General features: G+C 70.8%; 25 protein-coding genes and 1 tRNA gene. 14 read left to right on the forward strand and 12 right to left on the reverse strand.

All coding sequences use genetic code 11. From position 1 onward, the window contains the following. Window positions 1-5: 5 nt before the first annotated feature. From BLQ43_RS14600 to epsC, 6 genes are all read right to left on the reverse strand, one after another. A complete protein-coding gene (locus BLQ43_RS14600) occupies window positions 6-419 on the reverse strand; it encodes a hypothetical protein (protein WP_090019485.1) in 414 nt (137 codons plus the stop codon). Window positions 420-423: 4 nt separating this feature from the next. Then, window positions 424-753 carry a ferredoxin family 2Fe-2S iron-sulfur cluster binding protein gene (locus tag BLQ43_RS07330; protein WP_090019486.1) on the reverse strand — a complete coding sequence of 110 codons (330 nt, stop codon included), beginning with the start codon at window positions 751-753 and terminating at the stop codon, window positions 424-426. A gap of 96 nt (window positions 754-849) precedes the next feature. After that, window positions 850-2,037: a cysteine desulfurase family protein gene (locus tag BLQ43_RS07335; RefSeq protein ID WP_090019487.1), complete on the reverse strand. Its 1,188-nt coding sequence runs from the start codon at window positions 2,035-2,037 to the stop codon at window positions 850-852. A 118-nt stretch (window positions 2,038-2,155) separates the two neighbouring features. After that, window positions 2,156-3,265, reverse strand: a complete 1,110-nt coding sequence (locus BLQ43_RS07340; protein WP_090019488.1) for a cysteine desulfurase family protein — start codon at window positions 3,263-3,265, stop codon at window positions 2,156-2,158. Window positions 3,266-3,281: 16 nt separating this feature from the next. Then, a complete protein-coding gene (locus tag BLQ43_RS07345) occupies window positions 3,282-3,764 on the reverse strand; it encodes an Rrf2 family transcriptional regulator (protein ID WP_090019489.1) in 483 nt (160 codons plus the stop codon). 178 nt (window positions 3,765-3,942) lie between these two features. Beyond that, window positions 3,943-4,716, reverse strand: a complete 774-nt coding sequence (gene epsC / locus BLQ43_RS07350) for a serine O-acetyltransferase EpsC (RefSeq protein WP_090019490.1) — start codon at window positions 4,714-4,716, stop codon at window positions 3,943-3,945. Between the two features lie 272 nt (window positions 4,717-4,988). On the opposite strand from epsC, the gene BLQ43_RS07355 reads away from it, so the two are divergent. The 3 genes from BLQ43_RS07355 to BLQ43_RS07365 all read left to right on the forward strand — a co-directional run bounded on the left by BLQ43_RS07355 (window position 4,989) and on the right by BLQ43_RS07365 (window position 8,405). Further along, the gene (locus tag BLQ43_RS07355) at window positions 4,989-5,657 is read left to right on the forward strand and encodes an alpha/beta hydrolase (RefSeq protein ID WP_090019491.1); all 669 of its coding nucleotides are present in this window, start codon (window positions 4,989-4,991) and stop codon (window positions 5,655-5,657) included. A gap of 273 nt (window positions 5,658-5,930) precedes the next feature. After that, on the forward strand, window positions 5,931-7,088 hold the full coding sequence (locus tag BLQ43_RS07360) for an NAD-dependent epimerase/dehydratase family protein (RefSeq protein WP_090019492.1): 1,158 nt from the start codon (window positions 5,931-5,933) through the stop codon (window positions 7,086-7,088). Window positions 7,089-7,217: 129 nt separating this feature from the next. After that, entirely contained in the window at window positions 7,218-8,405 is a 1,188-nt protein-coding gene (locus tag BLQ43_RS07365; protein ID WP_090019493.1) for a CDP-glycerol glycerophosphotransferase family protein, read from the forward strand. On the opposite strand, the gene BLQ43_RS07370 is transcribed toward BLQ43_RS07365, so the two are convergent. Beyond that, window positions 8,357-9,328 carry a hypothetical protein gene (locus BLQ43_RS07370; RefSeq protein WP_090019494.1) on the reverse strand — a complete coding sequence of 324 codons (972 nt, stop codon included), beginning with the start codon at window positions 9,326-9,328 and terminating at the stop codon, window positions 8,357-8,359. The two genes, BLQ43_RS07365 and BLQ43_RS07370, sit on opposite strands and share 49 nt — an antisense overlap. 111 nt (window positions 9,329-9,439) lie before the next feature. After that, the gene (locus BLQ43_RS07375; protein WP_090019495.1) at window positions 9,440-10,756 is read right to left on the reverse strand and encodes a UDP-glucose dehydrogenase family protein; all 1,317 of its coding nucleotides are present in this window, start codon (window positions 10,754-10,756) and stop codon (window positions 9,440-9,442) included. Here BLQ43_RS07375 and BLQ43_RS14325 point away from each other — a divergent pair. The 7 genes from BLQ43_RS14325 (at window position 10,743) to BLQ43_RS07405 (ending at window position 18,084) form a co-directional block, all read left to right on the forward strand. Further along, window positions 10,743-10,958, forward strand: coding sequence for a hypothetical protein (locus BLQ43_RS14325; RefSeq protein ID WP_143006186.1), 216 nt, complete (start codon window positions 10,743-10,745; stop codon window positions 10,956-10,958). The two genes, BLQ43_RS07375 and BLQ43_RS14325, sit on opposite strands and share 14 nt — an antisense overlap. A 763-nt stretch (window positions 10,959-11,721) precedes the next feature. Then, complete coding sequence (locus tag BLQ43_RS07380; RefSeq protein ID WP_218119153.1) at window positions 11,722-12,489, forward strand: bacteriorhodopsin-like; 768 nt, start codon at window positions 11,722-11,724, stop codon at window positions 12,487-12,489. 70 nt (window positions 12,490-12,559) lie between these two features. Beyond that, window positions 12,560-13,570, forward strand: coding sequence for a polyprenyl synthetase family protein (locus tag BLQ43_RS07385; protein WP_090019496.1), 1,011 nt, complete (start codon window positions 12,560-12,562; stop codon window positions 13,568-13,570). Then, complete coding sequence (crtI, locus tag BLQ43_RS07390) at window positions 13,549-15,072, forward strand: phytoene desaturase family protein (protein WP_090019497.1); 1,524 nt, start codon at window positions 13,549-13,551, stop codon at window positions 15,070-15,072. The genes BLQ43_RS07385 and crtI overlap by 22 nt, the downstream gene beginning before the upstream one ends. Then, on the forward strand, window positions 15,069-15,998 hold the full coding sequence (locus BLQ43_RS07395) for a phytoene/squalene synthase family protein (RefSeq protein ID WP_090019498.1): 930 nt from the start codon (window positions 15,069-15,071) through the stop codon (window positions 15,996-15,998). The genes crtI and BLQ43_RS07395 overlap by 4 nt, the downstream gene beginning before the upstream one ends. Beyond that, window positions 15,995-17,143: a lycopene cyclase family protein gene (locus BLQ43_RS07400; RefSeq protein ID WP_090019499.1), complete on the forward strand. Its 1,149-nt coding sequence runs from the start codon at window positions 15,995-15,997 to the stop codon at window positions 17,141-17,143. Before BLQ43_RS07395 ends, BLQ43_RS07400 begins: the two co-directional genes overlap by 4 nt. Next, complete coding sequence (locus tag BLQ43_RS07405) at window positions 17,140-18,084, forward strand: Brp/Blh family beta-carotene 15,15'-dioxygenase (protein WP_143006187.1); 945 nt, start codon at window positions 17,140-17,142, stop codon at window positions 18,082-18,084. Before BLQ43_RS07400 ends, BLQ43_RS07405 begins: the two co-directional genes overlap by 4 nt. A gap of 7 nt (window positions 18,085-18,091) precedes the next feature. Here the strand turns inward: BLQ43_RS07405 and BLQ43_RS07410 are convergent, their stop codons facing one another. Next, window positions 18,092-18,448, reverse strand: coding sequence for a hypothetical protein (locus tag BLQ43_RS07410; protein ID WP_143006188.1), 357 nt, complete (start codon window positions 18,446-18,448; stop codon window positions 18,092-18,094). Between the two features lie 183 nt (window positions 18,449-18,631). On the opposite strand from BLQ43_RS07410, the gene BLQ43_RS07415 reads away from it, so the two are divergent. Next, the gene (locus tag BLQ43_RS07415; RefSeq protein ID WP_090019502.1) at window positions 18,632-19,303 is read left to right on the forward strand and encodes an RT0821/Lpp0805 family surface protein; all 672 of its coding nucleotides are present in this window, start codon (window positions 18,632-18,634) and stop codon (window positions 19,301-19,303) included. A 94-nt stretch (window positions 19,304-19,397) separates the two neighbouring features. On the opposite strand, the gene BLQ43_RS07420 is transcribed toward BLQ43_RS07415, so the two are convergent. Together BLQ43_RS07420 and BLQ43_RS07425 are read right to left on the reverse strand one after the other, a co-directional pair. Next, window positions 19,398-20,759, reverse strand: a complete 1,362-nt coding sequence (locus tag BLQ43_RS07420) for an amidase family protein (protein ID WP_245659502.1) — start codon at window positions 20,757-20,759, stop codon at window positions 19,398-19,400. A gap of 300 nt (window positions 20,760-21,059) precedes the next feature. Beyond that, complete coding sequence (locus tag BLQ43_RS07425; protein ID WP_176758571.1) at window positions 21,060-21,530, reverse strand: cytochrome c; 471 nt, start codon at window positions 21,528-21,530, stop codon at window positions 21,060-21,062. A 365-nt stretch (window positions 21,531-21,895) separates the two neighbouring features. On the opposite strand from BLQ43_RS07425, the gene BLQ43_RS07430 reads away from it, so the two are divergent. The 3 genes from BLQ43_RS07430 (at window position 21,896) to hemN (ending at window position 25,019) form a co-directional block, all read left to right on the forward strand. Further along, the gene (locus BLQ43_RS07430) at window positions 21,896-22,351 is read left to right on the forward strand and encodes an RrF2 family transcriptional regulator (RefSeq protein ID WP_090019505.1); all 456 of its coding nucleotides are present in this window, start codon (window positions 21,896-21,898) and stop codon (window positions 22,349-22,351) included. Between the two features lie 10 nt (window positions 22,352-22,361). Then, window positions 22,362-23,543 (forward strand): NnrS family protein, encoded by a 1,182-nt coding sequence (locus BLQ43_RS07435; RefSeq protein ID WP_090019506.1) that lies wholly within the window; start codon window positions 22,362-22,364, stop codon window positions 23,541-23,543. Window positions 23,544-23,654: 111 nt separating this feature from the next. Beyond that, a complete protein-coding gene (gene hemN, locus BLQ43_RS07440; protein WP_090019507.1) occupies window positions 23,655-25,019 on the forward strand; it encodes an oxygen-independent coproporphyrinogen III oxidase in 1,365 nt (454 codons plus the stop codon). Window positions 25,020-25,361: 342 nt separating this feature from the next. On the opposite strand, the gene BLQ43_RS07445 is transcribed toward hemN, so the two are convergent. Then, window positions 25,362-25,436: transfer RNA gene (locus tag BLQ43_RS07445), tRNA-Val, on the reverse strand.

Below are 25,436 nucleotides of genomic sequence, written 5' to 3' on the forward strand. Positions count from 1 at the left end.
CCGCATCACGACTCCGACCGCAGGCGCGCGAACACGCTGCGGGCGCGGGCTTCCAGTTCGGACGCGGCGGGCGCGCGCTCGGGGTCGACCTGCGACAGCAGCTGGCGCGAATGCTCGTCGAGCGGCGGGTGCACCGCGTAGACCGAGGCGCGGGCGTCGGCGCCCATGACCACCTGCAGCTCGAAGTCCAGGTTGCAGCGGGTCAGGTGCGCCAGGACGAGCACGAACGCGCCCGGGGTGCAGAAGTAGCTGGGGCAGGTGAGCACGGCCGAGGCCGCGGCGTCGTCGTCGCCCGCGGCCAGCGTGTCCACGGCGTTGGTCGATACCCCGGCGGCCTCGCAGGCGTCGGTCAGGGCGATGGCGGGGGCGGCCAGGCGCACCCACCACGCCTCGCCCAGGCCGGTGAGCGCGCCGCTCACCGCCTCAATCCATCCAGTTCGTGACCTGCTCGGGCAGCTGCACCACGAGCCCGTCGAGCTTTTCGCTCATCACGATCTGGCAGCCCAGGCGCGAGGTCTTGGTCAGCCCGAACGCGAGGTCGAGCATGTCCTCCTCGTCCTCCGAGGCCTTGGGCAGCTTCTTGTACCACTTCTTGTCGACGATGACGTGGCAGGTCGAGCAGGCCAGCGAGCCCTCGCAGGCGCCTTCCATGTCGATGTTGTTGCGGTGCGCGATCTCCAGCACCGACAGGCCGACCGGCGCGTCGACCTCCTTCTTGCTGCCATCCTTCTGAATGAAGGTCATCTTCGGCATGGCTGCGCAAACCTCTCGCCGCATGCGGATGTGGTCGCTTCGCACGGGGAAGTAACCGATCGCCCCGCCGGCGGACCAGAGTCGATTGCCACCGCTCTACACCGCCAAGCGGCTAACGCCCGCGGCCCGCAGGCGCTGGGCCGTCGCGGTCAGTTCGTCCACCGCCGCGTCCACCTCGGCCTCGGTGGTGAAGCGGCCCAGGCCGATGCGCAGGCTGGCCGCCGCGGCCGTGTCGGACAGCCCCATCGCCGTCAGCACGTAGGACGGCTCCACCGACGCCGAGGAGCAGGCCGAGGCGGTGGAGACGGCGACCGTCTCCAGGTTCTCGATCAGCGTTTCCGCGTCCAGACCCGGGACGGTGACGTTGAGGTTGCCGGGGATGCGGTGGGCCAGATCGCCGTTGATCGCGAGATCGGGAATGCCCGCTTCCAACCCTGCGCGCAGGCGCTGCTGCAGGTGGGTGAGCCGCGCGCGCTCATTGTCCATCTCCGTCCGGGCGAGGCGGCAGGCTTCGCCCAGCCCCACCGCGAGCGGGGCGGGCACGGTGCCCGAGCGCATGCCGCGCTCCTGGCCGCCGCCATCCATCAGCGGGTCCAGGCGGGCGCGCGGGCGGCGGCGGATGTAGAGCGCGCCGACGCCCTTGGGCCCGTAGACCTTGTGGCCGGACAGCGAGAGCAGGTCGACCTTGGCCGCGTTGACGTCCAGCGGGATCTTGCCGGCGGCCTGGGCGGCGTCGGTGTGGAAGAGCACGCCGCGCTCGCGGCAGATGGCGCCGATCGACTCGATGTCCTGAACGACGCCCGTTTCGTTGTTCACGGCCATGACGGAGACGATGGCCGTGTCGTCGCGGATGGCGGCGCGCAGCGCGTCGAGGTCGACGCGGCCGTTCGCCGCAACGGGCAGGTGGGTGACGGCGAAGCCCTCGGCCTCCAGCCGCTTGCAGCTTTCCAGCACGCACTTGTGTTCGGTGGCCACGGTGACGAGGTGGCGCTTGCCGAAATGGCGGGCGTGGAAGTGGGCCGCGCCCTTGATGGCGGTGTTGTTGGATTCCGTCGCGCCCGAGGTGAAGACGATCTCGCGCGCCTGGGCGCCGATCAGGGCGGCGATCTCGGCGCGCGCAGCTTCCACGGCGTCCCCGGCTTCGCGCCCATAGGCATGGTGGACGCTGTGCGGGTTCCCGAAGGCTTCCGTGAAATACGGCCACATGGCATCGGCCACGCGCCGGTCGACGGGCGTGGTGGCCTGGTGGTCCAGGTAGATCGGGCGCTGCTGCGGTTCGCTCATCGTGTGTGCCCGCCGCGTTATCAACCCTTCTCCCGCCGGCCGGGAGAAGGGAGGGGCCCAGCGGCTCAGCCCGGCTGAGGCGCTGGGAGGGATGAGGCTCCGTGCTCAGGCCGTGTGCTCAGGCCGCGTGCTCGGGCGCGTGGCGCCGCGCCAGCTTGCCCCAGGCGTCGAGGAAGCGGTCCACGTCGGCTTCGCGCGAAGTCCAGCCCAGGCTGACCCGGATGGCCTCGCCGGCCGCGTCCTCGTCCAGGCCCATGGCCTTCAGGACGTGGGAGGGGTGAACCTTGCCCGAGGAGCACGCCGAGCCCGAGGACACCGCCACGCCCGCGAGGTCGAGGGCCATGACCTGCGTTTCCGCGTTCACGCCCGGCAGGCCGATGCAGCTCGTCGTGGGCAGGCGCGGGGCGTCGCCGCCGTGGATCACGGCCTGGGGCGCCATCGTGCGCACCTCGCGCTCCAGGCGGTCGCGCCAGGCCGCCACGTGGTCGAGCGTTTCGCGCCCCGCCATCTCCGCCGCGACGCCGAAGCCGGCCGCCGCCGCGACGTTCTCCGTGCCGGGGCGGTAGCCGCGCTCCTGGCCGCCGCCGCCCATGAGCTTGGTGAGCGAGACCTCGCCGGGGATGACGAGCGCGCCCACGCCCTGTGGCCCGCCGATCTTGTGCGCCGAGAGCGTCAGCAGGTCCACACCCAGGTCGCGCACGTCCACAGCGATCTTGCCGGGGGCCTGCACGGCGTCGCAGTGCACGAGCGCGCCCGCCGCGTGGGCGATCCCGGCGGCCCGCGCCACGTCGTTGAGCACGCCCGTCTCGTTGTTCGCCAGCATGATGGAGACGACCGCCGGCCGCGCGTCGTCGGCCAGCATGGCCTGCAGGGCGTCGAGGTCGGTGCGGCCGTCCGCGGTCAGGGGAATGCTTTCGGCGTCGTCGCGGGCGCGCAGGACACAGTCGTGCTCGCCCGCGGAGACGAGCGGGCGCGCGCCCGCCAGACCGCGCAGCGCGAGGTTGTTGGCTTCCGTGCCGCCGCCGGTGAAGATCACTTGCGACGCCCGCGCGCCCACGAGCGCGGCCACGGCCTCGCGCGCGTCCTCCAGCCGCCGGCGCGCGCCGCGCCCGAAGCGGTGCACGGAGGAGGCGTTGCCCACCTCCGCCAGCGCCTCGGCCACGGCCCGCGCCGCCTCGGGGCGGACGGGCGCGGTGGCGTTGTGGTCCAGGTAGACCGGGTCGGCCATGGCGGGCACCCCCGGCTCAGGCCGGTTCCGGGCTCGATCCCTCGGGGCCCGGCGCGTCCGTGTGCGGGTCGGGCGACTGAGGCGGGACCATGCGCTGCTCGATCACGTCGGCGATCGTCACCGCCGAGAGATAGAGGTAGATCTGGTTGCCCAGCTGCTCCCACAGGCCGTGGGTCAGGCACTGGATCGTGCTGTCCTTGCAGCCGCATGGCTGGGCCGGGGTGCAGCGGTTGGTCTCCACCGGCTCGTCCACGGCCAGGATGATGTCCGCCACGCGCGTCCGGGCGGCGGGCTGGGCAAGCCGGTAGCCGCCGCCGGGACCGCGCACGCTGGTGACGAGCCCCGCCCGGCGCAGCTTGGCGAAGAGCTGTTCCAGGTAGGAGAGGGAGATGTCCTGGCGCTCCGCGATCTCCGCCAAGGGGATGGGATGTCCCGTGCTGTGGCGGGCGAGATCGGAGAGGGCCATGACCGCGTAGCGGCCCTTGGCGGTGAGCTTCATGGCGAGCTGTCCTCTGCGCCTGCGCTGCAAGCGTGTTCAGAGCACGATGGGACGACGCGGAGTCATCCAACGAGCCTCATCGTGCTCTATGTCATTCGTGGGCGGGCATGTTTGCACGCCTCAGGCGTGCGACTGCGTGTCCAGAGTCCGGACTGTTTCTGTCCAACCTTATCATGCCCTAGCACTGACCCTTGGCGTCGTCGGCGGCGCGCGGCGACTTCGCCGTGTCCTCGCCGACGCCGTGCAAATCCTCCGTGGCGTCCGCGCGCTCGCGTTCCAATTCGTCGACGCGCGTTCGCAGGCGGTGAACCTCCTGCGACACGCCCTCCAGCGCCCGCGCGACCGGGTCGGGCAGGTCGCCCGTGGGCGTGCCGTAGGCGACGAACTGCGGCTCTTGTTCGCGGCTGGGCTTGGGCTCGTGCAGCGGCACCTGCTTGGCTGGGATGCCCACCATCGTGGCCTGGGGCGAGACGTCCTTGGTCACCACCGCGTTGGCGCCGATGCGCGCGCAGTGGCCCACGTGGACGGGGCCGAGCACCTGCGCGCCCGAGCCCACGATGACGTCGTTCTCCAGCGTGGGATGGCGCTTCTGCTCGCGCTGCTCGTCGCTGTTTTCGCTGGGCGAAACGCCGCCGAGCGTGACGCCGTGGTAGAGCGTCACGTTGTCGCCGATCCAGCTGGTCTCGCCGATCACCACGCCCATGCCGTGGTCGATGAAGAAGTTGCGGCCGATGCGCGCGCCCGGGTGGATCTCGATCCCGGTCAGCACCCGGCCGATGTGCGACAGGAAGCGCCCGCCCAGATGAAACCCGTTCCGCCACAGGCGATTCGCCAGGCGATACACCATCAGGGCCTGGAAACCCGGGTAGCACAGCACGACCTCAAGCCGTGAGCGTGCCGCCGGATCGCGCGCCATCATGCCGTCGATTTCGGCTCGAAGGGTCTTGAACATGACTTCGCCAATCGTGCTAGCGTGCACAGCCCTCGCTGGCGGTCCGGCGCGCGCACGCCACCCTGGGCCGTCAGCCTCCATGGCCGATATAGTATGCCTGACCAAATCGATCAAGTTTCCGCGCCGACCGGGGGCTGCCCGGCGGCGCCGGCCCATCGCGCGGAACGCGCTGCCGAAACCCGCGCGGAACGCGCTGCCGAAACCCGCGCGGAACGCGCTGCCGAAACAGGGCGCGCGATGCGCCGCGCCCATCAAATGAAGGCAAGGATGCCATGCCCGACGTGATCTTCGCCGGTCCCGAAGGACGCCTTGAAGGCCGCTACCAGCCGGGGCGCGCGGCCAATGCCCCGATCGCGCTGATGCTGCACCCGCATCCCCAGCACGGCGGCACGATGAACAACAAGGTGGTCTACACGCTGTATCAGGCGTTCGCGCGCCAGGGCTTCTCCGTCCTGCGGTTCAACTTCCGCGGCGTCGGGCGGTCGCAGGGCGAATTCGACCGCGGCGAGGGCGAGTTGTCGGACGCCGCCGCGGCGCTGGACTGGCTGCAGGCCTACAACGAGAAGGCGTCGCAGTGCTGGATCGCTGGCTTTTCCTTCGGCGCTTGGATCGGCATGCAGCTGCTTATGCGCCGGCCGGAGATCAACGCCTTCGTCTCCGTGGCACCGCCGGCGAACATGTACGACTTCTCCTTCCTGGCGCCGTGCCCGTCCTCGGGCCTCGTGGTGCAGGGCGACGACGACGACATCGTGCCGGAAAGCAGCGTCGCCAAGCTGGTGAACAAGCTGTCCCAGCAGCGCGACATCAGCATCGATTACCGCGTCGTGCCGGGCGCCAACCACTTCTTCACCAACCGCCTCGACGCCATGACCGGCCACGTCGAGGACTACATCAACCAGCCCCCTCACGAGCCGCAGCCCGGCGAACCGGCCGGGAAATAGGCTCGCCGCCGGTCGGGGCGAAACCGGCAGCTCGCCCGCCGTGCCGCCGCGCGTCGACCACCGGGACGCTCGGCCCGGGCGCGTCGATGGACGGCGCGCGGTTTCCCCGTTACGTCTCCGTGCAATACGCGTACACCGGGCAACGGTTTTCGCCCAATCGGACGTGGGCACCGCTCGTCCAGGATGTTGTGCGCCGGCCCGCTCCGCGTCGGCGGACACCCGTGGCGTGGACGCACGGGGACGGGAACGCAAACAAAGCTGAGGACAGCGGACATGCGGGTCTTGGTTCTGGGTGGTGACGGGTTCTGTGGCTGGCCGACGGCCCTGCATCTCTCCCGCCAGGGGCACACGGTGGCGATCGTGGACAACCTGTCGCGCCGGAACATCGACAACGAACTGGAAGCGGAGTCGCTGACGCCGATCCGGCGATTGGGTGAGCGCCTTCGGGCCTGGAGGCAACTGACCGGCCACGAGATCCCAGCCCACAACATCGACGTGGCGGAACAGTACCACCGCCTTTACACGCTCATCCGGGAATGGCGGCCGGACGCGATCGTGCACTTTGCCGAGCAGCGCGCGGCGCCGTATTCGATGAAGTCGAGCTGGCACAAGCGTTACACGGTCAACAACAACCTGGCGGCGACGAACAACGTGCTGGCGGCGATCGTGGAGTCCGGCCTGGACATTCACCTTGTCCACCTGGGCACGATGGGAGTCTATGGCTACGGCACGGTCGGCGTGACGATCCCCGAGGGCTACCTGTCGGTGAAGGTGGAGGCGGACGACGGCCACGAACTGCGCCAGGAGATCCTGTATCCGCCGAACCCCGGCAGCATCTACCACATGACCAAAACACAGGATCAGCTGGCGTTCGCTTTCTACAACAAGAACGACGGCGTGCGCGTGACCGACCTGCACCAGGGGATCGTCTGGGGCACGCAGACCGAGGAGACAGCCCTGGACGAGCGGCTGATCAACCGCTTCGACTACGACGGCGACTACGGCACCGTGCTCAACCGCTTTCTGATGCAGGGGGCGGTCGGGTATCCGCTGACGGTGCACGGCAGCGGCCACCAGACGCGCGCGTTCATCCACATCCGCGACACCGTGCGCTGCATCGCGCTGGCGATCGAAAACCCGCCCAAGGCCGGCGACCGGGTGCAGATCTACAACCAGATGACGGAAACCCACCGCCTGATCGACCTGGCGCGGATGGTGTCCGAGCGCACCGGCGTGGCGATCCAGCACCTGGACAATCCGCGCAAGGAAGCGGACAGCAACGAGTTGGACGTGCGCAACGACACCCTGCTGCGCCTGGGACTCGATCCCGTCACCCTGGAAACCGGACTGATGGACGAGGTGACGGACATCGCCCGCAAGTACGCCCATCGCTGCGACCGCACCAAAATCCCCTGCATCTCGCGCTGGTAACTCGGGCCCCTATTGTCTTGCCGCGCGCGGTGCGGAAAGCTTATCCATTCGAGGTAGGCTGACGGACACCCCGGCGCATCGGTCCCCGCAAGGGGCTGGTGCCACGTTGCTGGCGGTTGGATCCACATCATGCGCATCGGCTTTCTGCTCAACCACGAAGCGGGTCATCAGGTGCTGCACGCTGCACCGGTGGCGTGCGAGCTTTCCCGCCGCTATCCCGCGTTCGAGGTATTGATCCTGGTAGGCAGCCCCGACGCGGCCACGATGGTGCAGCGCGTGCTAAGCCTGTATCCCGATCATCGGTGCCGCGTGGTGCGGCTACGTCAGCCGCGGCTGGTCGCCTGGGCCACGACCGCGGTCTCGCCGATCGTGCACGCTGGCAAGGTGGCGCGCCTGTCGGCGAACCGGGGTATTTTGCGCCAGCTGGACGTTCTGGTGACCCCGGAAAAGACCAGCCTGAAACTGCGCGAGGATCCCGCGCTGCGCCATCTGCTGCTGATCCACACCCGGCACGGTGCCGGCGACCGCCCGGTCGGCTTCGATGCGCGGGCCGCCAACTTCGACCTCGTGCTGGCCGCGGGGGCGAAGATCCGGGACCGGCTGGTGGCGAGCGGATCGGTCGCCCCCGAGCGCTGCGCGGTGGTGGGGTACCCCAAGTTCGACGTGGCGCCGGCCTTGGCGACGCCCCGGAGGCCATTCCCGAACGACAAGCCGGTCGTGTTGTACAATCCCCACTACAGCAACGCCGAAAGCTCGTGGGTGCCCATGGGGAAGGCGGTCATCGACCACTTCGTGAACCGCGACGACGTGAACCTGATCTTCGCCCCGCACGTCATTCTCTACAAACGGCCGCTGCGCCATCGTGCGCGGCCGCTGCTCGGGGCCCGGCGTGCATCGAACATCCACGTCGACACCGGAAGCGCGGCATCCCAGGACATGAGCCACCTGCTGGCCGCGGACATCTACCTGGGCGACGTCTCCAGCCAAGTCTACGAATTCCTCTACGCGCCACGGCCCTGCATCTTTCTCGACGGCCACAACCTGACCGAGCGGGAGCCGTCGGAGAACCTGCGCGCGTGGTCGGCCGGCGAGGTCGTGGACAGCGTGCGCGACCTGCCCGCGGCCCTGGCGCGTGCCCGCACCGACCCCGACGGCTACCGCGATCAGCAGCGCCGGCTGTTCGCCGAAACCTTCCACCAGTCGGGCGACGGCGCGACCGCCGGCGCGCGGGCGGCGGACGCCATCGCGGCGTTCCTGCGCGCGGGCGATTACGCCGCGTCCGACACCGCCGACTGGCCGGCCGCCGCCACCGGGTAGCCGTATCCGGCCAGGTCCACGTCCAGCATCTCGGTGAGCACGCGATTGCCCGGTGCGTACCGCACGGCCAGCTCGCGCGCGTGCTCGCGGCCGAACAAGCGCTCCGGCGTCACCTTCGGGCCGGCCAGGGGCGTGCGGTTTACCTGCCGCATCGCCACCTCGTTCACCTTGCGCGGCATCAAGGGAAGCGGGGTGATGCTGTCCGGCGCGTCGCCCACGGTGACGTGGTTGAGCAGCCGCGCCAGGCGTGCGGTGGTCATGCGGTAGGAGACATTGGTGCCGGAAAAGCTCAGCGCGTCGACGTCGACGTCCAGGCCCAGCAGTGCCGCATAGGTTTTCAGGAAATCGCCCGCGTTCGTGCGGAAGGCTTCATAGGGGAAAACGTGCACCTTTTCCCGTCCGAAGATGTTGATGTAATGCTGGATCAGGTTGTGGTAATCCAGGTGTTCCAGGCAAAACATCGGGTTCTTGAACGCCTTGGTGCGGTAGCGCCGCACGTGGCGGTAGGGATACAGGAAGCGGCGCACGGTGTGCGTTCCGCCGCGCCGGATGTATTGCAGGTAGGTCGCCGCGAGCATGTCCAGCTGGTTGCGGATGAAGATCACGACCTGCGCGTCGGGGAAAACGTCGCGCACGCGGTAGGCCACGTCCTTCGACAAGGCCTGCAGCAGGCCGGCATTGCCGTAGTAGCCGACCAGCGCTTCCTCGCACACCACGGGGCGCATGCCGGCCGGAACCGCCAGGGTGCGGCGCGCCTCGGCGGGATCGAACGCCAGTGCCGTCGGTTCCAGGAACGCCTGGCGGGTGTTGCGGCGTGTCACCAGATGCGCGCCCTTGCACGCGGGATAGAACGCAGTCTGAAACCAGGTGGACGCGGTTTTGTGATACCCGATGTGCACGATGGGGGTGTCCGAGTCCGTCATGGTGCCGATCCTGCGGGTGATGGAACGGAAGAAAGGTTTTTGGGCGGTGCTCCGGGGGCGCCAGCCGCGTGGAAACCGTCGCATTCGTGGGTGGCGGGTGGTTTGCTGGCGTCACCCCGCGCCGGGCGTGATGCGGCCGATCCCGCGATAGGCGAAACCGCGGGCCGCCATCGAGGCCGGATCGTAGATGTTGCGCAGGTCGGCGATCCGGGGCTCGGCCAGGGCCGCCTTCATCCGCGCCGGGTCGAGGTTACGGTATTCGTTCCACTCCGTCAGCACGGCCGCGCACGCCGCCCCTTCCAGGGCTTCATAGGCGTCCCTGCACCACGTGACACCGGGGATGACCTCGCGCGCCGCCGCCATTCCCGCCGGGTCGTGGGCGCGGATGGTGGCGCCCCAGCTTTGCAGCAGCGGGATGATCACGCGGCTGGGGGCGGCGCGCATGTCGTCGGTGTTGGGTTTGAAGGTCACGCCCAGCACGGCGATGGTGCGCCCGGCCACGCCGCCGCAATGCGCGGCGATGCGGTGGGCCATGCTCTCCTTGCGGGCGTCGTTGACCGCGGCCGCGGCCTCCACGATGCGCGTGGGGGCCGCCGCCCCGCGCGCGGTCTGGATGAGGGCGCTGGTATCCTTGGGAAAGCACGAGCCCCCGTAGCCCGGCCCCGGGTTGAGGAAGCTGCGCCCGATGCGTCTGTCCAGCCCCATGCCGTGCGCCAGGGCGTGCACGTCCGCGCCCACCGCCTCGCACAGGTCGGCCATCTCGTTGATGAAGGTGATCTTCGTGGCGAGGAAGGCGTTGGCGGCGTACTTGGTCAGTTCGGCCGTCTCCAGGGTGGTGAACACGGTTGGCGTTTCCAGGCGTGACAACGGCCTGTACAGCTGTTCCAGCACGCTGCGGCTGCGCTCGCTGTTCGCGCCGACGATGACCCGGTCGGGGTGCATGAAGTTGTCGATGGCGGCGCCTTCGCGCAGGAACTCCGGGTTGGCGGCCACGTGCAGCTCGCGGTCCGGGGCCTCCCGGTGCACCAGCCCCTCCAGCTCCCGGGCGGTGCCGACCGGGACGGTGGATTTGGTGACGATCACCAGGCCGTCCGGGGCATGCGCCGCGACCGCGCGCGCCGCGTCGTAGACGGCGGACACGTCGGCGTGGCCGTCGCCCGGCCGGGCGGGGGTGCCAACGGCGAGGAAGGCGGCGTCCGCGCCCGCCACCGCCGAGGCGATGTCGCCGGTGAAGGTCAGCCGCCCGGCGTCAGCATTGCGCGCCATGAGGTCGGCCAGGCCCGGCTCGTAGATGGGGGCCTCGCCCCGGCGCAGGGCGGCGATCTTGTCGGCGTCGTGGTCGACGCAGACCACCTCGGTTCCGAACTCACTGAAGCAAGCGCCCGACACGAGGCCGACGTAGCCGGTCCCGATCATGGCGATCTTCATCGCGTCTCCTCTTGATCTCGCATTGTGCGCCGGCGGCGCCGTGGTCGTGCGGATGGCCCGGCTCGCCGTGCCCGACGTCCCTTCGGGCGCGTGGAAGCCGGTGGCGTTGTGTGCGCCGGACCGGGACGGGGCGTATAGCCTTTTTCGCTGTAAGGCAAAATCGATTGCGGTGGAACACCCCGGTCCGGTTCATGCTCCCTGACGGCGGCGTCACGTCGGCCGGCAGCCCGGCCCGGCGGCGCACCCGTGGGCCGGCCGCAAAAGGCGCCGGATATCTTGGCTTGAGAGATCGGCGGCGATCCCATCATCGCCGGCGAGGCGGCCGCGTGGGCCTCAGGGGACAGTGCGTGAAAAGCGGATTGCGTTGCGTCGGTGCTCGCGCTCACCGCGGAACGTTCCCGGCGCGCGTGGTGCCGCCAAGCGGGTTCGCGCCGGCCGGTGTGATCCGTGCTCTCCCGAACGGTGGGGCGAGCCGGCGTGTGCGGCGGCTGCGTGTCGCCAGGCAGCAGGCTGTGAGGACCAGGGCGAGCCGGATCAGATTCACAAACGCGCCACCACGCATGCGTGCCTCCGGGCGTGTGATGTTTTGTCACACCTACGGCGCGATGGGGGCGCCGCACCATCCCGTTGCGTGGTTTTTCCGGCCTTCGTCCCCCGGGCGCGTGAACCGGATTCCCCGAATGCGTGTGCCGCCGCACGCCGCCGGTGTGCGAACATTTGGTGAAAAAGTTTGGCGTGCCGTCAAGACGGCGGCGGGTTTTTCCGCAACGCACGTGCGGGCTTGCCGCCAAATTTTTGAAGTCCACATGTTCGGTTAACGCAGCCTGTTGGGCCGGCGAAGTTAGGCGGCACGCGGCCGGGGGAACGGCCGTACCGCCGTTACCGGCCAGCGGCTGTACCGGAACTCGGGTCCGAAGGGTGGGTATCCGCAGGGTCCCGGGAAACAGGGAAACAGGAGCAGCAAAATGCCCGTCGACATGACAGTTGGCCAGTACAATCTGGTCTACAACTTCTTCTCGTTCACGATCGCCGTCATGGCGGCGTCGACCCTCTATTTCTGGATGGGGCGGCCGCTCGTGGCGCAGCCGTACAAGATCGCCGTGACCATCACGGGCTTGGTTACCTTTATCGCATTTTATCACTACTTCCGCATTGCCGAGAGCTGGGACGCCGCCTTCACGCTCGCCAACGGAGCCGTCGAGCCGACCGGAAAGCCCTTCAACGACGCCTACCGCTACGTCGACTGGCTGCTCACCGTCCCGCTGCTGATGATCGAGCTGATCCTCATCATGCGCCTGCCGCAGAAGGAGACGGTGTCCAAGGCCACGCGGCTGGGCGTGCTGGCGGCGATCATGATCGTGCTCGGCTATCCGGGCGAGGTCGCGACCGACGACGGCACCCGTTGGCTGTTCTGGGTGCTGGCGATGCTGCCGTTCATCTGGATCGTCTACGAGCTGGTCGTCGGCCTTTCCAGCGCCATCGACAAGCAGCCCGAGAACGCCAAGGGCCTGGTGAGCGCCGCGCGCTGGCTCACCGTCGCCGCGTGGCTGTTCTACCCGATCGTCTTCCTCTTCCCGATGATCGGGCTGACGGGTGCAACCGCGGAGACCTTCGTGCAGGTCGGCTATTCCGTTGCCGACATCGTCGCGAAGGCGGTCTTCGGCGTGCTGATCTTCCAGATCGCCATGCGCAAGACCGAGGCGGAGTACGGCGGCGCCAAGGCGTCCGGCTGACCGCCGACCGGGGGTGGGGCCAAGCCCCACCCCCTTCCCATTCCACCCCGTCTCGCGCTCGGAGCGCCCGATGACCGGAAACGCCGACACCCCCCTCGAGGCCGCGCTGGCGCAAGCACGCACGCAAGCGCCCGCCGTGGAGGCGCGCCTGCGCACCGCCTGGGCGGACACCCCGCTCGCGGCGGCGGGCGCGGCCCACGATGCCGCCGGCGGCAAGCGCAGCCGCGTGCGCCTGACCCTGACCGCCGCGGCCCTGCTCGGCTGCGACGCGCGCGACGCCGAAGCCGCCGCAGCGGCGGTCGAGCTGCTGCACAACGCCTCGCTGGTTCACGACGACCTGATCGACGAAGACGCCACGCGCCGCGGCGTGCCGAGCGTCTGGAAGACCCACGGCACGGCCGGCGCGGTGCTGCTCGGCGACCGCCTGCTCGCCGCCGCGCACGCCGAGGCCGCGGCCACCGGCGCGCCGCGCGAGCTGGTGCAGGCCCTGAGCGCCACCGCGCGCCGGCTGGTGGACGGCGTCGCCCGCGAACGCGCCCCCGCCGCCACCGCGCCCGGCGACGCGGCGCGCGACGCCTACCTCGATCTGGCGCGCGACAAGAGCGGCGCGCTCTTCGCCTTCGCCGTGGACGCGGCACTGATCCTGGCCGGGGTGCCGCACCGCGAGCGCCATGTCGCGCGGACGGCCTTCGAAGCCCTGGGCGCGGCCTACCAGATCGGCGACGATCTGGCGGACCTGGACGGGCACAAGCTCGGCCGGCCGGCGGGCGGCGACGTCGCGGCGGCGCGGCTGTGCGCCCCCGTCGCGGCGCTGCGCGCCCTCGGCGAGCCGGCGACGGTGGCCGCGTTCGATCGCTTTCTGGCCGCGCCGGAGGATGCCGAGATCTGGATCGCCCGCCTGCGCGGGGCCGACGTGCGGGCCGAGATCACGGGCTGGCGGGATGGGCTGATGGGTGACGCCGCCTCCGCTGCCGCCCGCCTGCGCCCGGAGCTGCGCGCGTTCACCGGCTGGGCCGCGACGGCCATCGGCGGCCCCGCCCCCAGCGAGGAGGCGCCGGCATGCGCCGCCGCGACGCCGTAAGCGCGCCCCACACGGCCGGTCCGCGGCCGCGCGCGGTGGTCGTGGGCGGCGGCTTCGGCGGCATCGCCTCGGCGCTGCGGCTGCGCGCCCGGGGCCACGACGTCACGCTGGTGGACCGCTGCGCGCGCCTGGGCGGCCGGGCGCAGGTCTACACGGTCGGCGGCGCGTGCATGGACGCCGGGCCGACCGTCATCACGGCGCCGCACCTCTTCGACGAATTGTTCGCGTTGTTCGGCCACGACCGCGCCGAGTTCGTGCGCTTCCTGCCGGTCTCGCCCTGGTACCGCATCCGCTTCCACGACGGCGAGCACTTCGACTACGGCCCCACGCCGCGCATCGAGTCCGAAATCGCGCGCCTCTCGCCCGGCGACGTGGACGGCTACCGCCGCTTTGCCGCGCACGCGCGCAAGCTCTTCGACAAGGGCTTCACCGAGCTGGGCGACCAGCCCTTCCACAGCTTCGGGCGGATGCTGCGCACCGTGCCCGATCTGGCGCGGCTGCGCGCCGACCGCTCGCTGTACGGGCTGGTGTCGCGCCACATCCGCGATCCGCGCCTGCGCACGGCGCTCAGCCTGCAGCCGCTGCTGATCGGCGGCGATCCGCACCGCACCACCTGCATCTACGCCCTCATCCACGAGCTGGAGCGGCGCTGGGGCGTCGTCTTCCCGGAAGGCGGCACGGGCGCGCTGGTGGACGCGCTGACGCGGCTGCTGGACCTCGCGGGGGTCGAGGTGCGCACGGGCACGACCGTGGAGCGCATCGCCGTGCGCGACGGGCGGGCCGTGGGCGTCGACCTGGCGGGCGGCGGCCACCTTTCGGCGGATGTCGTGGTGGCGAACGCGGACCCGGCGCGGGTCTACGGCCACATGGTGCCGGATGTCGCCAAGCGCCGCTGGACGGCGCCGCGCCTGAACCGGCTGCGCTACGGCATGGGCCTCTACGTGCTCTACTTCACCACCGATTGCGCCTATCCCGACGTCGCGCACCACACCATCGCCGTGGGCCCGGACGAGCGCGACGAGCTGCGCGACATCTTCGACCGTGGGCGGCTGTGCGCGACGCCCAGCGTCTATCTGCACCGCCCGGCGGCGACCGACCCCGGCATGGCGCCGCACTGCGGCGGGGACAGCTTCTACGCGCTGGCGTGCACGCCCAACCTGCGCGCCGGGATCGACTGGGGCGAGGCGGCAGCGCAGGTGCGCGAGCGCGTGCTCGACCGCCTGGAAGCCAGCGAGTTGCCGGGCGTGCGCGGCCACATCGCCGCCGAGACGGCGGTGACGCCCGAGCACTTCGCCCACGCCTACCTGGACCGGCACGGCAGCGCCTTCCGCATCCAGCCGTTGTTCACGCAGTCGGCGTGGTTCCGCTTCCACAACCGCAGCGAGGAGGTGGCGGGGCTGTACTGCGTCGGCGCGGGCACGCACCCCGGCGCCGGGGTGCCCGGCGTGCTGTGTTCCGCCAAGGTCGTGGAACGCGTGATCGCGGCCGGGGCGCCGGCATGAGCCAGGCCGTCGATCCCCTCGCGCCCGCCGACGTGCTGCGCGCCCAGGGGCGCTCCTTCCACTGGGCGGCGCGCTTCATGTCCGCCGCGACGGCCGGCGACGCCGCCGTGCTCTACGCCTTCTGCCGGCGCATCGACGACCTGGGCGACGAAACCGCGCCGGAGCGCGCGGGGCCGGCGCTGGATGCGGTGTTCGCGGCGCTCGACGGCGGCCCGGTGCCCGACCGCGAAACCGAACGCTTTCTGGGGCTGGCGCAGCGGCGCGGCATATCTTTGGACGCCGCCCGCGCGCTGGTGCGGGCCGTGCGCGCCGATCTGGACGCGCCGCAGCTTCCCGACGGCGACGCGCTGATCCAATACGCCCATGGCGTCGCCGGCACGGTCGGGGTGATGATGTGCCCCGTGCTGGGCGTGCGTGACCCGCGCGCGTGGCCCTTCGCGGTGGACCTCGGGATCGCCATGCAGCTCACCAACATCGCCCGCGACGTGGGCGAGGACGCGGCCAGCGGCCGCCGCTACCTGCCGGCGACGTGGCTGGGCGGGCCGCTCAGCCCCGCCGAGTTGTGTGCCGGGGACAGCGAGGTGGACGGCCGGGTGCGCCGGGCGCTGGCGCGCACGCTGGAAACGGCGGACCGCTACTACGCCAGCGCCGAGCGCGGCATGCGCTTCATCCCCGCGCGGGCGCGGCTGGCGATCTTGGCGGCGCGGCACATCTACGCCGCCATCGGGCCGCGCGTCCTGGCGGCTCACGATTGGCGCCGGCGGGCCGCCGTGCCGCCGGGCCGCAAGGCGGTGTGCTCCCTGGCCGCCCTGATGGCATTCGCGCACCCGCGCACGTGGGATGTGGGGTCGCCGTCTGCGCACGATCCCGCGTTGCACGCGTCCATCGCCGGACGCGTGGGCGCCGACCCGGATGCCCCGGCATGAGCGCGCGCGTCGTCATCGCCGGCGGTGGGTTGGCGGGCTTGAGCCTCGCGGTGGCATTGCTGGACCGCGATCCGGCGGCGCGCGTCACCGTGCTGGAGCCGCGCACGGCCTACGCCGACGACCGCACCTGGTGCTTCTGGGATGTGGAGCCCCATCCCTTCCGCGACCTGATCGCTCAGCGCTGGCGGTCGTGGCGGGTCGCCACGCCGGCCGGCGTGGCCGTCGCCGAAGACGCTGGCGTTCCCTACGCCCGCGTGCGCGCCGGGGACGTCTACGCCCGCGCCCGCGAGCGCATCGCCGCCGCGCCCAACGCCGAGTTGCGCACCGGCGTCAGCGTGCGGCGCGTGGCCGGCGACCACGTGGAAACCGAGACGGGCGAGGTGATCGGCGCCGGGGTCGTCTGCGACGGCCGCCCGCCGGCGGCCGATGCGCTGCGCGCGCCCGGCGAACCTTTCCTGTGGCAGGTCTTCGCGGGTGCCCGTGTCCATGCCCGCCCCGGCACCTTCGCGCCCGGCACGGTGGACCTCATGGACTTCCGCGTGCCCCAGGCCGGCGAGATCCGCTTCCGCTACGTCCTGCCCGACAGCGACGCCAGCGCCCTCGTGGAACTGACGGCCTTCACGCCCTCGCTGCCCGAGCGGGGGGCGCTGGACGGCGCGCTTGCCGACGCCGTCGCGGGCGTTGCCGGGAACGCGGCCGAGGTGGTGGCGGGCGAGCAGGGCGCGATCCCCATGACCACGGCACTGCCCCCGGCGCCGGCCGCGCCGGGTGTCATCCCCATCGGCACGCGCGCGGGCGCGCCGCGGCCGAGCACGGGCTACGCCTTCCTGCCCATCCAGCGCCATGCCGCGCGGCTGGCCGAGCGCATCCTGGCGGGGGCGCCGCAACCGCTTCCGATGCGGGGAGCGGGCACCCGCTGGCTGGACCGGATCTTCCTCAACCGCCTGCTAGCCGAGCCGCAGGGCGCACCCGAGCTGTTCCGGCGGCTGGCGGCCGGCGTGCCGGGCGACGCCCTGGCGCGCTTTCTCATGGAGCGCGCGCGGCCGGCGGATGTGGTTCGGGTGATGGCGGCGCTGCCGGTCGGCCCCTTCGCCCGCGAGGCCGTGCGCAGCACGACGCCGTGGCCGGCGAGGGCGGCGGGATGACGGGTGCGGCGGCGCTGCGCGCAACGCACGCGCGGGCGGCGCTCGGCGTGACCGTCGCCGCCGTGGCGATCGCGACCCTGCTCCCGGCGCCCGGCGCGGCGGCGAAGGCGGCGGTGCTGGCGGCGCTGGTGGCGGTGCTGGGGCTGCCGCACGGTGCGGTGGACCACCTGGAAGGGCAGACGCTCCTGGCGCCGCGCGTGGGCCGTGCGTGGTGGCTGGTGTTCGGGGCGCTCTACGTGGCGGCGGCCACCGTCGTCGTGGCGGCGTGGCTGCTGTGGCCGCCCGGGCTGCTCGTGGGATTCCTGCTGCTCGCGGCGGGGCACTTCGGCGCCGAGGACGTGGCCGCCGACCCGGCCGCGCCGCGCGGTCCGCTGCGCGTGCTGGAAGCTGGCCTGCGCGGCGCGATCCCGGTGCTGGGGCCGGTGCTCTTCCATCCCGAGCGCACGGGGGAGCTGTTCGCGTACCTGCTGCCGGGATCGTCGGCGGCGGGCGTGCAGGCCGTGCTGGTGCCGCTGGCCTGGGGCGCGCCCGTGTTCGCCGGTGCGCTGGCGGCGTTCGCCGTCATCGCCTGGGCGAGCGGGCGGCGGGGCACGGCCGTGGAGGTGCTGGCGTTGACGGTGGCGGTGGGGGTGCTGCCGCCGCTGCTGGCCTTCGTCGTCTACTTCTGTCTGTGGCACGCGCCGCGGCACACCCTGACGGTGGCGGCGCGCCTGAGCCCGGCGGACGCGCGGCGCGGGCTGATCCGCTTCGCGCGCGCGGCCTGGCCGTTGACGCTGGTGACGATCGCGGCGGGCACCTTGGCGTGGTGGGGGCTGACTGGCGCCGTGAACGCCGTTCCCGCCGCGATCGCCACGGTCTTCGTCGGGCTTGCGGCCCTGACGGTGCCGCACGTGGTCCTGGCGGCCCTGCACGCGCGGTCTCATATCGCCACGGCCACGTGACAACACCTCAGGCGTCGATGGCCTCCTGCAGTTCCTCGTTGCAGTGCTCCTGCACGCTGCTTTCTAGGTTCCAGTCGCGGACGCTCATGGAGAAGGACTCGGCGAGCTTTTCGCGCTTGTCGTTGGTGTAGCCGTCGAGGGCGGCCAACTTCTTCCCCTCGTCCAGCCAATGCGCCTTGGCTTCCTGCGCGCAAACGGTTGCAAGGGCGCTCACGCGGGCGTCCTTGACCTCGGCTTTCAGCGTGCCGCTGGTCACAACCCAGCCGGCGGCGAAGCCGGCGATCGTGACCACCGCGGCGCCGCCCAGCGCGCCGCCGATGACCGGCTTGGCCTTCTCGAAGGCGTCCTCGATTTGGCGTTTCATCTGCATGGCGGCTCCTCCCGCTTCCATTCGAGCGGTATGAAAGGCCGTCCGGATGACGGTTTTGTGCAGACATGCCGCAGATTGTTTGCGCTGTGATCGAACCGTGACAGGGGCTGAAAAACCGTGTTCCGGCTCCCCACCTCCGGCATACTTAGGATGAACGTTCGATCGGGGAATACCGGAATGCCTCTCCTGCGGCGCTTGGTGGCTGCTTTGACCGTGTTGAGTCTCGTGGCGAGCCCGTCGCTTGCCGCCGCCGACCCGTGGAAGGACGAGTCCGGCCACAGCCGCGGCTACGAAGATCGCGGCCCCCACCACGGCAAGAAGCGGCGCGGCCCGCCGGCGCACGCGGGTCCGCCGGCCCATGCGGGACCGCCGGATCGCGGCCACCGGCAGCGGCACGAGCGCGGGCACGCCCGGCGCGACCGCGGTTATCTCGACGCGGGCCGATGCAACCGCGAAGCGCTCGGGCGCATCCTGGGTGGCGCGGCCGGCGCCGCGGCCGGGTCGCAGATCGGGGACGGCGACGAGCGTATTGCCGCCATCATCGGCGGCGCCATCGCCGGGGTGCTCTTGGGCGGCGAGATCGGCCGGGCCATGGACCGGGCCGACCACTTGTGCGTCGATCAGGCGCTGGAAAACGCCCCGACCGGCCGCACCGTCGAATGGCGGAACCCCGACACCCACCGCCGCCATCAAGTGACGCCGCGCGAAACCTATCAGACGGAAAGCGGCCGGTACCGCCGCGAGTACACGGCGACATCCACGATCGGCGGCGAAACGGTGCAGACCTATGGCACGGCCTGCCGGCAACCCGACGGCGCCTGGAAGATCGTCAGCCAGAAACGGCAGTAGATCCCGGTGACCGTCCTTGGCGGCGGGCAGCCTGAAGCGGCCGCGACGCCGTCGAGATCCGGGTTCGCTCCGCGACCGGCTCGAAGCAGATCGTTCACGTGGCCCAGGTCATCGCCGGCCGGGCACGAATGTGGTCCGTGTTTGCTTGCTCATACGTCCCCGCCAGCGAGAGAACGGCGGCTTCGTCGTGGGCGGGACCGACGATTTGCAGGCCGACGGGCAAGCCGTCGTCGTTGAAGCCGACGGGGAGCGAGGCGGCGGGCTGACCGGTCAGATTGAAGGGGTAGGTGAAGGTGGCCCAGGAAACGATGTCCCTGTCTTCATAACCGGGCGGGAGATTGCGTCCGGCCGCGAAGGCCGGAACCGGCACGGTGGGCGTGAGAAGCAGGTCGTAGGTTTCGAAGAGCTGGCGCACCTTTTCCCGAAAGGCGTAGCGATCGAAGACGCTTTGGTAGTAGGTGTGCAGATCCTGGCGCAGCGCCTGTTTGAGGACGTCCAAGACGGCGGGGTCGAGAAGCTCGGGCTGCTCCGCGATGATTTTGCGCAGCTTGGTTCCCACGCCCGCGTAGAATTCCGCGGCCCACAGGGAGAACGGGTCGTCCATCACGTCGTCGAGCCGGTCGACCGCAAAGCCCATGCCCTCGATGCGCCGGACCGCCCGCTCACACAGGCCCGTCACCTCGGGATCGGCGCGCCCGTACCCGAGCGTGGGACTCCACGCGATTTTCATTTTTCTGGACGTTTTCGTCGCGCCGACGAAATCGGGGACGCCGCCGGGAAGGGTAAACGGATCGCGCCGGTCATACCCGGCAATCACCGAAAGCACGGTCGCCGTATCTTCCACGGTGCGCGCCACCGGGCCGACATGGGCGAGGCTCGGCGTGGCGGGCGCGGGAAAAACCGGCACGCGCGCGAAGTGGGCCTTGATGCCGCAAAGACCGGTCAGCGCGGCGGGAATGCGCACCGATCCGCCGCCATCCGTGCCCAGGGCGTAGGGAACCAGCCCGGCCGCCACCATCGCGGCCGCGCCGCAGCTCGAACCGCCGGGCGTCATCTCGACGTTCCAGGGATTGCGGGTCGTTCCGCTCAAGGGGCTGTCGCCGACGGCCTTGCTGCCGAACTCACTCGTCGTCGACTTTCCGAGAATGACGGCGCCGGCGTCGCGCAGCCGTTCCACGCTGGGCGCATCGAGGGACACGGGCGTGTCCGGAACCGCACGCGAGCCGAAACGCTGGGGCATCCCCTTCACGGGGATCAGGTCCTTGATCGCGGTCGGGATGCCGTCAAGCTCGCTCGACCGGTCGCCGCGCATCATGCGCGTCTCGGCGGCCCGTGCATCCGCCCGTGCGCGGTCGAAATCGACATAACAAAACATCTTCAGCTGCGGTTCCAGCTTTTCGGAACGCGCGATGACGTCTTCAAGCAATTCCACGGGCGAAAAGTGCTTGAAGGCCAAGCCGTGGCTGAGCTCGCGGATGGTTTTAAAAGCAAAATCGGATTTCATGGGGTGGCATCCGCTGTCCGGGGGTGTCGCTCGTCCGGTCGATCATCGTGAAACCCGGGCCATCCGGATAGCGTGACGTGAAAGCACCGGGAACGCCAGGTTTTCGCTCGTCTACGCCGATGGCAACGGCCCCCAAGACGGACGCGCCCGCTTTCGTCGGGGCGGATCAAGTCGAACAGCACGTCTTGCCCGCGCCGGACGAGGGGACACCCGACACGGCGCGCCACGCCCCGTGCGTCGCCCGCCGCGCGCTCATTCCCCGAAGCCCGGAAAGCGGTTGGGGGCGTAGCGCGCGTGGCAGGCCGTGCACGCCTCGGTCATGTCCCTGAACAGCCGGTGCTGGCGCGCGCGGTCGCGGTCCCGTGCGGCTTCGGCGAGGTCCGCCGTCAGCTCGTGAAACGCCTTGTCGCGCGCCACGAAGGCTTCGGGAACCGCGTCACGGAACGCCCGGCGGTCGGCGGCCGTCATCTCCTGTTTCAGGATGAAGCTGTCGTGGATCGCCTGCGCCTTTTCGGCGACCACCTCATCCCGTCCACGTACCAGCGCGTCCAGGATGTCGTGGGTCGCGTCCAGCACGGCGTTCATTTCCTGAATCAGGAGTCCGCGCACCTTTGCCGGGAGCTTGGGGCCGACCGGCTGCGGCCCGTCGCCAGCGGAAGTTGGCGAAGCCGCGAGGATCGCGGCCAGCATCGTCAAGGCGCATACGGATTTCGCCGGCGTCATCGGGGTGCTCCTCCGTGCTTTGGTGCGCAGCGCCGCGCGGTTCCCGATGGCTCCGCGATGTGTCCACGATGGCAGCGCTGCGGCGTCATGTCCCACCTCTCGCCCGCGCTCGGGCCGGTGCGCGGGCTGCAACCGCTGGCGTGTCGAGGCGCATGGTGAAGACATGTATTAAATATATATGTGATTCTAGCAGCGCAGAACGGGAGGTCGGTTGGGCGGCGCGTTTGTCCGGCTGATGGCCGGAAATGTGGACGTAGCGCTGCATGCGGTCGGCCATGCCGCCTCCGCGAAAAGGTGTTTCGTCTATGGTTCTTTTCGCGCTATCATCGGGTCAGGCTAATTGCAATATCTGTCGTGCAGGTTTTATGCGGCTCACCACCTACACCGACTACACGCTGCGCACGCTGATCTATCTGGCGCGCGTGGCGCCGGAGAAGGCGACGATCGCCGGTGTCGCCGGGGCTTACGGCATCTCGCGCAACCACATCATGAAGATCGTCCACGACCTGGGCCGGGCCGGCTACGTCACCACCGAGCGCGGGCGCGGCGGCGGCGTCCGCCTGGCCTGTCCGCCCGAGACGGTGAACGTGGGCGAGGTCGCGCGCTGGGCCGAAGGCGGCACGCCCCTGGTGGAATGCTTCGCCTCGGGCAACGCGTGCTGCATCACCCCGGCGTGTGTGCTGCGCACCGCGCTGGCGGAGGCGCGCGAAGCCTTCTTCGCCGTGCTCGACGGCTACACCCTCGCCGAGTTGACGCGGCCGGGTCGGGCGCTCGACCGCCTGTTGGGGCTACCGACGCAGCCCGGGACCGCGCCGGCATGAGGGCGCTGGCATGAGCGTGGGGGCGGCGGGCGGCCGGCCGCTACCGGCCGTTTTCCAGCACGGGTTCCGGCCCTTTTTCCTCGGCGGCGCCCTCTGGGCGGCCGGCGCGCTGGCGCTGTGGATGGCGGCGCTGCACGGCACCGGCGCGCCCGCCAGCGCGCTGCCCCCGCTCGTCTGGCACGGGCACGCGATGGTCTACGGCTTCGGGCTCGCGATCGTCGCGGGCTTCCTGCTGACCGCCGTGCCCAACTGGACCGCGACCGGGCCGTTGCGGGGCGCGCCGCTGGCCGGTCTCGCCGGCCTCTGGCTGCTCGGGCGCGCGGTGATGACGCTCGGTGGCGGCCTGCCGGTCGCCGTGGTGGCGGCGACGGACATGGCTTTCGGACTGGTGCTGTTGGGATGGGTGGCGCGCGTGATCGTGGGCACCGGCAACTGGCGCAACCTACCGGTGCTGGCGGCCCTGGGCGTGCTGGTCGCGGGCAACGCCGTCGTCCACGTGCAGACCCTTGGCATGGCGCCGCTGGCGGGTGCCGGGAACCGCCTGGGGATCGCCGCGATCGCGCTGCTCGCCACGCTGATCGGCGGGCGCATCGTGCCCGCGTTCACGCGCAACTGGCTGCGGCAGACGGGGCGCGGCGGGCCGTATCCGGCCGAGCCGGACGATCTCGACCGCCTGGGCCTGGTGACGGCCGCGGCGGCGCTCGCGGCCTGGGTGGGGCTGGGCGCGCACCCGCTGACGGCCGTGCTCGCGGGCTGTGCGGCCGTGCTGACGGCCGTGCGCCTGGCCCGCTGGCGGGGCTGGCGCGCGCACACCGAACCCCTGCTCTGGGTGCTGCACCTGGGTTATGCGTGGCTGCCCGTAGGCTTTGGGCTGATCGCGCTGCACGCGGCCGGCGCCGTTCCCGCGACGGCCGCCCTCCACGCCCTGACGGCCGGGCTGATGGGAACGCTGATGCTGGCGATGATGACGCGCGTGCCGCGCGGCCACACCGGACGCCCCTTGCGCGCCGATGCCGTCACGGCCGCGCTCTACGGGCTGGTGATCGCGTCTGGGCTCTTGCGGGTTGTCGCGGGGATGAGCCCGGCCTTGGCGCCCGGCCTCATGGGGCTCTCGGCAGCGGCGTGGATCGCTGCGTTCGGCGGCTATGCGCTCTCCCACGCCCCGATGTTGTTGACGGCGCGTGCCGAGTAGATGGGGCGTCTGGCCGAGTGCCCGCAAGCGCATCTTTGATTCAGCGCAAGGCTTCAGCCGGTCGAGGGCGACACGCTGGCCGCGCCGTGTGCTCGCCGAACGGAGAGGGGAATGACGGCCACCGCAGCAGCCTGGAATCTCGCAAGCAACGGCCTCGACGTTGCGGTCCCGCGCTACACCAGCTTCCCCACCGCCACGCAGTTCGATGGCGCCGTGGGCGACGATACGCTGCGCGGCTGGCTCGCGGCGCACGACGGCGTCAGCCCGATCTCCCTGTACATCCATGTGCCGTACTGCCGGCAACTCTGCTGGTATTGCGGCTGCCACACGCGCGCGGCCAGCCGCAACGAGCCGCTGGCGGCCTATGCCGAAACGGTGATCGCGCATCTCCGCCAGCTGACGGCAAGCCTGGGCACCCGCGCGCCCCTGACGCACCTGCACTTTGGCGGCGGCACGCCCAGCATCCTGGTGCCGGACAGCTTCCACCGCATCATGGCCGCGGTGGACGACCTGTTCGCGATCCGGCCGGACGCCGAGCTGGCCATGGAACTGGATCCGCGGACCATCACGCCCGATATGGCCGGGGAGCTCGCGGCGGCGGGGATCAACCGGGTCAGCCTGGGGGTGCAGACCTTCGACGAAACGGTTCAGGCGGCCATCAACCGGGTGCAACCCTACCGCCAGGTGGCGGAGAGCGTGGCGGCGGTGCGTGCGGCGGGGATCGCCGGCCTCAATGTCGACCTGATGTACGGGCTACCGCACCAGACCGCGGCCAGCGTGGCAGAAACGGCCGAGTGCGTGGCTGGGCTGACGCCCGACCGGCTGGCCGTGTTCGGGTACGCGCACGTTCCATGGGCGAAACCGCATCAGCGTCAGATCGACAGCGGCGCGCTTCCGGGCATGCAAGCCCGGTTGGACCAGGCCCGGACGGCGCGCACGGTCCTTCAGGCCGCCGGTTACCGCGCCATCGGCATCGACCACTTCGCCAAGCCGGCCGACGGCCTGGCCCGCGCGCACGCTGCCGGCACATTGCGGCGCAATTTCCAGGGTTACACGGACGATCCGTGCCAGTGGCTGCTCGGGGTGGGCGCGTCGGCGATCAGCGCCGTGCCGCAGGGCTACGCCCAGGCCAGCCCGCATCTGCGCACCTACCGCCACCGCGTGCGCGACGGCGGCCTCGCCATCCACAAGGGGATTGAGGTGAGCGCCGAAGATGCCTGCCGGCGCAGCGCCATCACCACGCTGATGGCGTATCAGACGGTGGACCTTGCGGCCTGCGCCCAGGCGCACGGCTACGCGCCGCAGCTGTTCGCGAACGGCTGGACGGCCTTGGCGCCGCTCGAGCGGCAAGGCTTGCTGGAGCGCCGGGGGTGGCGGGTCACGCTGGCGCCCGAGGCGTGGCCGTGGACACGCCTGGCATGCAGCGCGTTCGACCCCTATTTCGCGCCGAGCGACGGGCACAGCCGCGCGGTATAGCGGCTGTTGAGGCTTTGATGGCGCACGGGGCGCGATGGAACGGAGTCCCCGCAAAAAGCCGTTTCCGCGACCCGCAGCAGCCACAGGGGGCATTGGCGGGCTTCGCGGAAGGTCGCGGGCTATCCCTGGCGTGCGCAATCCGAGGGCTGTAGCCGGATGGCGTGCGTAGGCGACGCACCAGCGCCCAATCGTTGCGCTCGGCTTATGGATACGCTGGCGTATCGGTGGTGGCTTAATCGCGTTCCCAGTCCATTATGGACGGCCGCTGTGACCCCAACACGCCCATACACGCTCGCGCCTTGCGAGGCGAACTTTGAAATCCGGCTTTTTCAAGGACTTGAATGGTGGGCGCGCCTGGATTTGAACCAGGGACCTCCTCGGTGTGAACGAGGCGCTCTGCCGCTGAGCTACGCGCCC

It is taken from the genome of Limimonas halophila (assembly GCF_900100655.1).
Lineage (GTDB): Bacteria > Pseudomonadota > Alphaproteobacteria > Kiloniellales > Rhodovibrionaceae > Limimonas > Limimonas halophila.